The organism is Streptomyces sp. NPDC050704 (assembly GCF_040654355.1).
In the GTDB taxonomy this organism is placed as follows: domain Bacteria; phylum Actinomycetota; class Actinomycetes; order Streptomycetales; family Streptomycetaceae; genus Streptomyces.
The window spans coordinates 38,016-47,284 of sequence record NZ_JBFAHW010000081.1 but is presented as its reverse complement, the minus strand read 5'-3'; the positions used below and the strand labels follow the sequence as shown (position 1 = coordinate 47,284).

Here is a 9,269-nt window from a genome sequence, read left to right as displayed (position 1 = left end):
CTTGTCCGGCCACAGGTCGGCCTCGTCGAGCAGCACCTTGCCGCCCTCGGCGACCAGCTTGGACGCGGTCGGCTCCGGCACCCAGGCGCCGTCGATGGAGCCGGACTTGAAGGCGTCCGGGGTCACCTTGTTGTCCGTACGGATGACCGAGACATCGCCTCCGCCGCTCTCCGCGTCGACCTTCCAGCCCTTCTCCGCGATCCAGTTGAGGAACGCCACGTCCTGGGTGTTGCCGAGCTGCGGAGTCGCGATCTTCTTGCCCTTGACGTCGTCCAGGGACTTGATCCTGTCCGGGTTGACGACGAGCTTCACGCCGCCGGAGGCGGACCCGCTGATGATGCGCAGGTTCTTGCCCGCGGACTTGGTGTAACCGTTGATGGCGGGGGACGGGCCGATCCATCCGATGTCGATGGAGCCGGCGTTCAGCGCCTCGATCTCGGAGGGCCCGGCGTTGAAGGTGGACGCCCTGATCGTGGTGCCGCCGAGCTCCTTCTGGAGCAGCCCCTCCTGGACGCCCACCAAGGCGGTGGCGTGCGTCAGGTTGGGGAAGTAGCCGATCTTCACCTCGTCGGCGGAGAGCTTCTTGGCGTCCGCCGCGACCCCGGTCTGCCTGTCGTCGTCGGTGGACTCGGCACCGTAGCCGCAGGCGGTCAGCAGGAAGGGAAGCGCTGCTATGACGGCGACGGTGCGCAGAGTGGTGAGCGGTCTTGCGGCAGACACGGAGGTGTCCTCTCGGAGAGTGGGTCGATCAGGGAGATGCGGAAAACGCGAGGCTGAAGCCCAGGGGGACGCGCCGGCACTCCACTCGCAGGCCCTCGGCGGCAGGAGTACTGCCGCGCGTTCGAGAGCGGAGGTGGCGCGGTGACGCGGTGACGTCGTGACGAGGAGGCGCGCATGGCGCTGCCGGCCGAAGGAAGTTCTACGGACGGTCTCAGGCAGGCCGACAGATGGCGCTGGACTTACGGCCGAGGTCGATGTGGCGACGCGAGGTCAGCAGGGGGAGTGACCGGTCTGCGCCGTTGAACGCTCTCATGGTCATCCGACACCCCGCAGATCCCTAGTTTTCCTACCTGGTTGATAGGGATCGTGGCAGAAGGTTTCACTCCCCCCAAGAGGGAGTTCACATGGTGGACGTGGCTATCTCGCTTTTTGGGATCTTCGGCCGACGGTCCAGCGTGTCAGGGGTTGACCCAGGCTCCCGGAGCGTCGGTCAGTGCGGATACGTCGGCGGGCAGTTGGGCCGATGCGACATCGGCGAGCGACACGCCCTCGAGGATCTCGCGCACATTGGACCGCAGCGCGATCCACAAGGGGAGCAGCGACTCGGCGGGGCCGGTGTAGGAGAGGTCCGGTGGGCGGACTCCGCGCACCGAGACCAGCGGTCCGTCCACCACGCGGATGACGTCGGCGATGCTGATGGACTCGGCGGGCTTGGCCAGCCGGTAGCCGCCGTTGCCGCCGCGCTGGCTGAGGACGAGACCGCCCCGGCGCATGTCGTTCAGGATGCCTTCGAGAAACTTGTGCGGGATGCCCTGGGCGTCGGCGATGGCCTCCGCCTTCAGTGGCCCGTCATCCCGTGACGCGGCGAGTTGCAGTGCGGCACGTACCGCGTAGTCCGCCCTGGCTGAGATCCGCATGCGTGCATTATCCCGTATGGCTTCGGTCGGTGTCCGCTTCGGGCGGGCCGCCGGGCAGGCGCAGGTGTCCCTTGCCCTGCCCGGCGGCCGCGAGGCTCAGGCCGCGGCGGCGGTGTAGTGGGAGGCGTCGTCTCCCTCGATGATGTGGCTGAGGGTGCCGTCGACAGCGGCGGGGACGTCGCCGGCGACGGTCACCCGGTGCAACAGGCGCGGCAGGTCGCCGTAGTCGTCGGGTGCGTAGTGCTGGGTGATGCGGTTGTCGAACAGAACGAGGTCGCCCGGCGTCCAGGCCACGCGAACGATGTTCTCCGGGCGGGTGACGTACGACTGGAAGATGCGCAGCAGGTCGCGGGAGTCGGAGGGGCCGAGGCCGACGATGCTCTGGGCGAAGCCGCCGATGAACAGCCCACGCTCCCCGGTCTCGGGATGGACGCGGACGACCGGGTGGGCGGTGCGGTACTCGCGGGAGACGAACCGGCTGCGGTACTCGGCCGCCTTCTCGCTCCTCGGGGCGGCGTAGGCGGCGTAGTCGAAGGTGTTCGTGTGCACAGCCCAGAGTTTGTCGGCCAGCTCGCGCAGCGGCTCGGGCAGGTCCCGGTAGGCGGCGGCCGAGTTGGCGATGAGGGTGTTGCCGCCGTAGGGCGGGACCACGATGCCGCGCAGCGTGGACGCCTTCGGGGGCGTACGGACGAACGTGACGTCCGTGTGCCATTGGTTGGCCCGGATGCCCTCGTCGCTGTCGACGGGCAGGATGTGGGGCTGGCCGTCGACAGAGGGGACGGTGGGGTGTGCGGTGGTGAGTTCGCCGAAGAGGGAGGCGAAGCGGAGCTGGCCGGCATCGTCGAGGTGCTGGTCGCGGAAGACGAGCGCCTTGTGTTTCAGGAGCGCGGAGTTGATCTCGGTGACGACGGCGGGGTCGAAGTCGGTGGAGAGATCCACACCGAGGATCTCGGCGCCGATACGGCCGCCGATCCTGCGGATGTCGAATCCGGTGCCGGTGGTCATGTGTGGGTGTTCCTTTCAGAAGGTGATCAGCAGGGAGGCCCATCAGGAAATGACCGGCGCTCGCATACTCCGGCGCCGTGGTCTTCTCGGTGGCTGTGCCGGTTGACGACGGTCTTGCCCCTGCGCCGCCATATGCACAGCAGTTCATCCTGCAGCGAATCCCGGAATGAACCAGGGATTCCTGCGAGGGGATTAGTGATTTACGGACAACAGCGGCATGGCCGTAGCAGTCGACCGTGAAATGGGGCGGGAGAGAGCAGCGCCCGTCAGCGGGTCCGGCGACCGGCGGAACAGATGGCGCTGGCCTGACGTCGCAGATCGACGTGCAGGCGCGCGGCGAGGTTCTCGGACTTGCTCACGTGCAAGAGAATTACAGCGGAATCCGGCCAAGTCAATGTCACGTGCGCGTCCGTCTCATGTTCTCAACGGGCCGAAAGGTGAGTGAAGTACGGCGTTCATAATTGCCTGTATATCGGCTGGCGTGGCGAGTTCCGCTCATGTCGAGCCGGTCGGGGAAGACGGCGTGCCCAATTCATTTGGGAGCATGCGCCTGCTCTTTCGCCGAACCACTGATGCTCCGGATCCTTACGGTCAGACAGGCAGGACGAACGGAGGATGCGCACCGTTGAGGAAGTAGTCCCCGACATCGCGGAGCCGGTGGGAGACGGGCTCGTACAAGGTGTGGGTCCGGGCATTGCGCCAGAAGCGGTCGAAGCCCAGCCGCGAGGACGTGGAGCGGGCGCCGATGATGTCGAGGGCGCGGGCGGTGGACTCCTGGGCAGCCTTGACGGCAGCGGCTTCGGACATCGCCACGAGGACGGAAATCTCCGCGTACTCGTCGTAAGTGAGGTCTTCACCTCGTGCCAGCCCGGCGTGCATGGCGCTCAGTGCTTGATCGGTGAGTGCGGACGCGGAGCGGGTGAGGACTGTGAGTTCTCCGTAGGCGGTCAGTACGTGTGGGTCCTGGGGAGAGCCGGCCGGCCAGGCGGGGTGCCAGGGCGAGTGGCCGGCCCTGCTGTACTCGCGGGCTTCGGCGAGCACTCCCTCGGCCATGCCGAGACAGAGCTGGACAGAGAGGAGACGCCCGACCGGCGACAGCAGAGAGGCCCGGGGGGACAGGTCGTCCTCGTCCACGGGCAGGGAGCCGAGTACGTCGTCGGCGGCGACCGGTACGGCGTCGAACTCCACACTCCCGCCGGCCGCGAGCCGCTGGCCGAAGGTGTCGGCGTCGCCGTCGACGCCCACGCCGTGACGGGCGGGATCGACGAGGACGGCGAGTGGTTCGCCGGTGTCGGCTCGTACGGCCCGCACGGCGAGGCGGTCGGCGACCAGGGCCCCGGTGGCGTAGCTCTGCCGGCCGTCCAGCACATATCCGTTGGTTGTCCTGGTTATGGTCAGCGGCGGTTCCCGGCGGGCGAAACCGCCACCCCAGCACCACTGCTCCGCTGCGGACTGCCGCTCGATCCGAGTGGCCGGCGCGGACTCGGTGAAGGACCGGGCGCTCCACGACAGGAAGTAGTGACAGCCGAGCAGTTGACCGATCGCGCCGTCCGCGCCGGCGATCTCCCGGACGACGGCATAGGCCGTGGGCCAGTCCGCGCCGCCTCCTCCGAGCTCGGCCGGTATGAGGAGCGACAGCAGTCCCGCCTCACGCAGCCGGGACACCTCGTCGAACGGGGCCTTGCCTGCCTGCTCCCTGGTCACCGCATCCGTGGCCAGGTCGTCCGCCGTCTCGCGGGCCACGCGCAGCCAGTGGGCACGGTCAGGCACGGTCCGGTCGGATTCCCAGGCGGGGCCGGACGGCGCAGTGGCAACGCCCATGGTGGTGGTCTCCTCAAGGTCGGCGGCAGGGTGCGGTGTTGGGGTTTTCCTGCTGGCCGGGCACGTACTTGTAGCCCACGCGCCTCACGGTGACGATCCGTTGCCGGTGAGCCCTGCCCAGCTTGCGGCGCAGCCGCGCGATGTGGACATCCACGGTGCGGCCGTCGCCGATGTGGTCGTAGCCCCAGATGCCGGCCATCAACTGCTCGCGCGAATGCACGTGGTGGGGATGCAGGACGAGATGGGCCAGCAACCCGAACTCCAGGTAGGTGAGGTCGAGTTCGCGTCCGTCCAGTTCTGCGACGTGTCGCGTGGGATCGATGCGGACGCCGCCGCCTCCCGTCTGCCGCGCGGGAGGTGAGTCGGTGTGGGCGACCGGTCGGATCTCCGGCAGTGTCACGTCCTTGGCGAAGAGCTGGGCGGGATCGGTGCCCTCGGGGACGAACACGAGATAGCCGACGAGGGGAGCGGAACCGTGTCCCTCATGGCCGCCCTGGGCGGTGTCGTCCACGAGGCGGAGACGGCGCATGCCGGGGAGAGGTGGATCCGATGGAGTGGCCTGGGCCGGAAGTGCGGTGGTCATGGCGGTCGTCCTTCAGAAGTACGTCGGGCCATCAGGCGCAGTGGGTGGGTTCGCCTGATCGCCTGGGATGCCTGGGATGAGAGAGAATGAGCGGAGCGGCACGCGCAATGTGTGAGCCGCGTGCCTACACGCGACAGCAGGCGGCGCTGACGACGTGACCAAAGTCGACATGCCGACGACGAACGAGTCGTTGCTGCGTGTGGGGCATGTGCTTCATCCTGCGCACCTGTTGGGGTGTCGTCAACAGTTTCCTAGTAAGTCGATAGGAAATGTAGGGAAGGCAACACCGAGGGCGGGCTCATCGGTCACCGTTGACCGCCGGGCGGGCGTCGGGAGCGGTTGCCCTGTTCAGCCGGGCACGAAGCGCGGCCGGCGCAATGGCGATGCCCGTGCCGGGAGAGACCTGGGAAGGCCCTCTTGACGTGGCGCGAAGGCCGCCTGACACTTCAAGTCAGAGATCCCTAGTGAATTAGTAGGAAATAATGGAGCGTCTGGACTCGCCCGCCGACCGTGCCGTGCTCGCGGTTCGGCCGTCCCTCCTCCTGACCTCCCGCCGCCACATCGATCTCCTGCGTGTCTGCAGCGCGGCGAGCCTTCTGCGCTGAACCCGAGGTGCCCACCGGCACCTCGTCCCCGCCGCGTACGGGTACGCGTCGATGCCGCCGCGCGCCCATCACCCCGTGTGCGCCGCCGCCGCACCTCGGAGAACCAGAAGCCGGATCCGGACCCAGGGAGACACATGCCCGCCGCACCCCTGACCACCGTCCCCTCCCTCTCCTCCCCGCCGTTGTTCCGGGGCAGGATCGGCTGTGACGCGAGCAGTGGCTACTACGCCGTGTCGCGCCGTTACCGCCTCCACCTCGCGCTGTCCTGCCCCCACTGTCTGCGGATCGCCATCACCCACAGCCTGCTCGGGCTGGAACAGGCCCTCCCAGTGGCCCTGTTGCCGGCCGTGCCCGAAAGCCCCGACGGTGGACACTCCGCTCTGCGCCCGTTGTACGAGGCCAGTTCGCACCGGCATCCCGGACCGGCCACCGCACCGGTGCTGAGTGACGACTGGACGGGACGGATCGTCAGCACGCACACCCCGGACATACTCCGGGACCTGGCCCGGCACTTCGGCGGTCACGGCTCCGACCGGCCCGTCCTCTACCCGCAGGGCGAGGAGGAGGAGATCGAGGCCGTCTCACGCCTCTGCGAGTACCGCATCAACGAAGCCGCACAGCGCGCAGGGCAGGCCGGCGCCGACGCCATGGTGCGTCAGGCCGCAGTTGGTTCCCTGCTCCGCACCCTGGGCTCACTGGAGTGGCGGCTCGCCACCCAGGACTTCATCCTCGGCGACGAAATGACCGCCGCCGACGTGCAGTTGTGGGTGACCCTGGTGCAACTCGACACCGTTCACCGCCTGCACCTGGACGCCGCCACGGTCCACCGCGTCGCCGACCATCCGCACCTGTGGGCCTACGCACGGCGACTGGCCGCCCACCCCGACTTCGGCCAACACCTCGACCTGGACGGCATTGCCGACCGGCACCACGCCCACTGCCGAGGGCTGGAGGCCGCAGGGGCGGCGGTGCAGATCCTGGACTGGGCGGCTCATGTCGCGGACGGGGCCACCGCCCAGCGGTCCCAGGAGGGTCCGGACACTTTCCCGGCACCGCAAGACGCGCTCCACCTCCGTCCGTCCACCTCCGTCCATCCAGCTCCGCCCAGCCTGCGGACGGCATGAGAAATGCCGTCTGACCCGTGGTTGTTCGCCGGTCCGTAGTCCCGGCAGGTCGGCGTCGGTGGCGAACTGCCCCGCCTGCCGGGTCCGCTCACTGAACGACGAACGGGCGGCGGCCGCCGGGATCCGGGCCTCGACGTAATCGGGAGGTGGTACGGGCGCGGGATGCGGAACACTTCGCCGGGTGATCGTGATGCAGCCCGTCCTGGAGATATACGCACCTGACGGCTTTGACCTCTGGCCTGTCGCCGAGATCAAGTCGTTCGACTTGCTGCCCCTCAGCGGTGAGCTCTCACCTGCTGAGGTCGGGACGGCCATGATGTGCATCGCCGGCTGCAATGACATTGACCCCGACGGCGATCGGCCGCCTCGGCCGGCCGCGGCACTTGACTCGTTCCTTCACGGGCTGCTGACCTTCGACAACCTCTTCGCGGCCGGCGGCCTGCGGGTCACCGACCACTCCACAGGGGTCACCTTCCTGCCAGGTTGCTGCGACGGGCTGGAGGACTGGCGCGACTGGCACCGGTTCGTCGACGACGGCAGCCTGCTCGGATTCGGCCATGACCCCGTGTCACCGATTGCGGAGCGCTTCGTCGACACCGTCCGGCTTACTGTCAACGCCGAGCAGAGCGACAGCCCGGTGATCGAACTGTGCGTAACCGAGCTCCGCCACCTGCTCACCGGTGCCGAGCGCGACTTGGCCGACTTCCTCACGCTGGCAACCGACTGGTCCTCCAAGCACCTGCCTGACCACTGCGCTCCCGTCACAGCCGCCCTCGCCCGCGTTCTCGACCTTCCAGCGCCGACCATGCCGCCGGAGCCGTAGGACGGCACGGGCTTCGCCGACCACGAAGGCGAGCCCCTGGACTGTCATCGTGTGCGACGCGGCGAAGACGTTCGTGTGTACCTGCCTGGGCAGGGCGGCCGGGTATGGCTGGTCTGGTGCTCCGGCAGCCGGCGTGGCGGCACGTTCCTGACGCGGATCATCCCCTCCACTGGTGAGGTGACGAGCTGGCCCAGCTCTGTACGGGATCCGGACGGATTTGCCGTGCGTGGCCATCGGGCAGTTCTGACCAAGCGCGTTCACAACCAACGGGCCACCGTAGTGGTCCTGGCTGAGCTGGTCGGCGATACGTGGAGTGTGACCGAGCGGCGCAAGGTACGAGTGCCCGGTCGGGTGGTCATGCGCTGTGGTCAGGGGCGTGATGGCTTTCTGTGGCTTCGAGCCGGTGACACCTGGCTTCGTATCGAAGCCTGACAGCCGCCCCTCACAGCGTCGAGGATCTCAGCGCGCTGCTGACCTCGGCGGGGGAGCGCTGAGGTCGAGACAGTTACCGCTTCCGGACTGCGTAGGTCAGGTGGGTCACCCGCTGTGTCGGTTCCGCGCGGACCGGCTCCAGGGCCACGCGGCCCGCGTCCACGCCTTCGAACAGGCGGATTCCGGAGCCGAACAGCACGGGGGAGAGCGCGATCGAGAACTCGTCGATCAGGCCGGCGTTCACGTACTCCAGGATCGTTGCGCCGCCGCCCGCGATGCGGACGTCCCGGTCGCCGGCAGCCTCGCGGGCCTGGTCGAGTGCGGCCTCGATGCCGTCGTTGACGAAGTGGAAAGTGGTCCCACCCGGCCGCTCCCAGGGGTCACGCTTGTCGTGCGTCACGACGAACACCGGCGTGTGGAACGGCGCCTCCTCCGGCCACGCCCGCTCGCCGAGGTCGAACATGCGCTTGCCCATCACGCTCGCGCCGGTGCGCTCGAACGTCTCCCGCGCGATGTCGTTGTCGCGCCCTTCCTCGCCGCCCTCGCCGAGCTTCAGGTTCTCCCGGAAGAACCGCAGCGGGAAGATCCACTGCTGCAGTTCCATCCACTGCGCCGCCCAGCGCTGGACTTGCGGGTCGTCCTGCCGCTCAGGCGAGATGACCCCCTCCAGCGACTCCGGCGCGATGAAGCCGTCCAGCGACATCGACACGCTGAAGAACACTTTCCCGGCCATCAGCCCTCAGCTCCCTTGCGGACGGTCTCGGTGACGTAGGCAGCCAGGTTGCTCAGGGTCTGCCGGCCGCCCTCGATCGCGTGGTACTTCTCGACCGCCTCGTCGCGCAGCTCCTTGGTGGGGAACACCGTGCGCATCTCGATCCGGGTCGCCGCGCCGTCGGGCGCGAACACGATGACCGACTCGAAGGCGTTCGGGTCGCCTCGGGACTCACCGTGCAGCAGCGCGATCCGCTCCGGCGGGGCGATCTCGGTCCAGGAGATCCACTCCTGGTAGTCCGTCCCATCCGGTCCGTGCAGCACGAAGTCCCACTCCCCGCCGACGCGGAACTCGAAGGACCGCGTGGTGGTGGTGAACCCCTCCGGTCCCCACCATCGCGACAGATGCCGGACTTCGGTGAACGCCTCGAACACCAGCTCCCGTGGGGCGTCGATCACCCGGGAGATCACGATCTCGCGGTCGGCCGTCGCGGATCGCGCCGGCGCTCCTCGTCCTGTCGCGCTCAT

General features: G+C 68.3%; 11 protein-coding genes. 2 read left to right on the top strand and 9 right to left on the bottom strand.

Features of this window, described 5'->3' with window-relative positions; translation table 11 throughout:
- From AB0I18_RS35795 to AB0I18_RS35765, 7 genes are all read right to left on the bottom strand, one after another.
- The coding region (locus AB0I18_RS35795; protein ID WP_363109848.1) for an ABC transporter substrate-binding protein at positions 1-720 on the bottom strand (720 nt) is incomplete at its 3' end.
- Positions 721-931: 211 nt separating this feature from the next.
- Positions 932-1,033: a putative leader peptide gene (locus tag AB0I18_RS35790; protein WP_363109847.1), complete on the bottom strand. Its 102-nt coding sequence runs from the start codon at positions 1,031-1,033 to the stop codon at positions 932-934.
- Between the two features lie 145 nt (positions 1,034-1,178).
- Entirely contained in the window at positions 1,179-1,637 is a 459-nt protein-coding gene (locus AB0I18_RS35785; protein WP_363109846.1) for an Rrf2 family transcriptional regulator, read from the bottom strand.
- 96 nt (positions 1,638-1,733) lie between these two features.
- Entirely contained in the window at positions 1,734-2,642 is a 909-nt protein-coding gene (locus AB0I18_RS35780) for a TauD/TfdA family dioxygenase (protein WP_363109845.1), read from the bottom strand.
- Between the two features lie 266 nt (positions 2,643-2,908).
- A complete protein-coding gene (locus tag AB0I18_RS35775) occupies positions 2,909-3,001 on the bottom strand; it encodes a putative leader peptide (RefSeq protein WP_363109844.1) in 93 nt (30 codons plus the stop codon).
- 232 nt (positions 3,002-3,233) lie between these two features.
- Complete coding sequence (locus tag AB0I18_RS35770) at positions 3,234-4,463, bottom strand: acyl-CoA dehydrogenase family protein (protein WP_363109843.1); 1,230 nt, start codon at positions 4,461-4,463, stop codon at positions 3,234-3,236.
- 13 nt (positions 4,464-4,476) lie between these two features.
- Positions 4,477-5,046, bottom strand: coding sequence for a winged helix-turn-helix domain-containing protein (locus tag AB0I18_RS35765; protein WP_363109842.1), 570 nt, complete (start codon positions 5,044-5,046; stop codon positions 4,477-4,479).
- Positions 5,047-5,785: 739 nt separating this feature from the next.
- On the opposite strand from AB0I18_RS35765, the gene AB0I18_RS35760 reads away from it, so the two are divergent.
- Both AB0I18_RS35760 and AB0I18_RS35755 read left to right on the top strand, forming a co-directional pair.
- The gene (locus tag AB0I18_RS35760) at positions 5,786-6,775 is read left to right on the top strand and encodes a glutathione S-transferase C-terminal domain-containing protein (RefSeq protein WP_363109841.1); all 990 of its coding nucleotides are present in this window, start codon (positions 5,786-5,788) and stop codon (positions 6,773-6,775) included.
- A gap of 190 nt (positions 6,776-6,965) precedes the next feature.
- Positions 6,966-7,598 (top strand): hypothetical protein, encoded by a 633-nt coding sequence (locus AB0I18_RS35755; protein WP_363109853.1) that lies wholly within the window; start codon positions 6,966-6,968, stop codon positions 7,596-7,598.
- Between the two features lie 505 nt (positions 7,599-8,103).
- On the opposite strand, the gene AB0I18_RS35750 is transcribed toward AB0I18_RS35755, so the two are convergent.
- Complete coding sequence (locus tag AB0I18_RS35750; RefSeq protein ID WP_363109840.1) at positions 8,104-8,763, bottom strand: dihydrofolate reductase family protein; 660 nt, start codon at positions 8,761-8,763, stop codon at positions 8,104-8,106.
- Positions 8,763-9,269, bottom strand: coding sequence for an SRPBCC family protein (locus AB0I18_RS35745; protein ID WP_363109839.1), 507 nt, complete (start codon positions 9,267-9,269; stop codon positions 8,763-8,765). The genes AB0I18_RS35750 and AB0I18_RS35745 overlap by 1 nt, the downstream gene beginning before the upstream one ends.

What these genes read in the sequence shown, in the direction of transcription:
- AB0I18_RS35790 (WP_363109847.1), bottom strand. Translation starts at nt 1,033, where the DNA reads ATGAGAGCGTTCAACGGCGCAGACCGGTCACTCCCCCTGCTGACCTCG.
- AB0I18_RS35785 (WP_363109846.1), bottom strand. Translation starts at nt 1,637, where the DNA reads ATGCGGATCTCAGCCAGGGCGGACTACGCGGTACGTGCCGCACTGCAA.
- AB0I18_RS35780 (WP_363109845.1), bottom strand. Translation starts at nt 2,642, where the DNA reads ATGACCACCGGCACCGGATTCGACATCCGCAGGATCGGCGGCCGTATC.
- AB0I18_RS35770 (WP_363109843.1), bottom strand. Translation starts at nt 4,463, where the DNA reads ATGGGCGTTGCCACTGCGCCGTCCGGCCCCGCCTGGGAATCCGACCGG.
- AB0I18_RS35765 (WP_363109842.1), bottom strand. Translation starts at nt 5,046, where the DNA reads ATGACCACCGCACTTCCGGCCCAGGCCACTCCATCGGATCCACCTCTC.
- AB0I18_RS35760 (WP_363109841.1), top strand. Translation starts at nt 5,786, where the DNA reads ATGCCCGCCGCACCCCTGACCACCGTCCCCTCCCTCTCCTCCCCGCCG.
- AB0I18_RS35755 (WP_363109853.1), top strand. Translation starts at nt 6,966, where the DNA reads ATGCAGCCCGTCCTGGAGATATACGCACCTGACGGCTTTGACCTCTGG.
- AB0I18_RS35750 (WP_363109840.1), bottom strand. Translation starts at nt 8,763, where the DNA reads ATGGCCGGGAAAGTGTTCTTCAGCGTGTCGATGTCGCTGGACGGCTTC.
- AB0I18_RS35745 (WP_363109839.1), bottom strand. Translation starts at nt 9,269, where the DNA reads ATGAGCGCGACAGGACGAGGAGCGCCGGCGCGATCCGCGACGGCCGAC.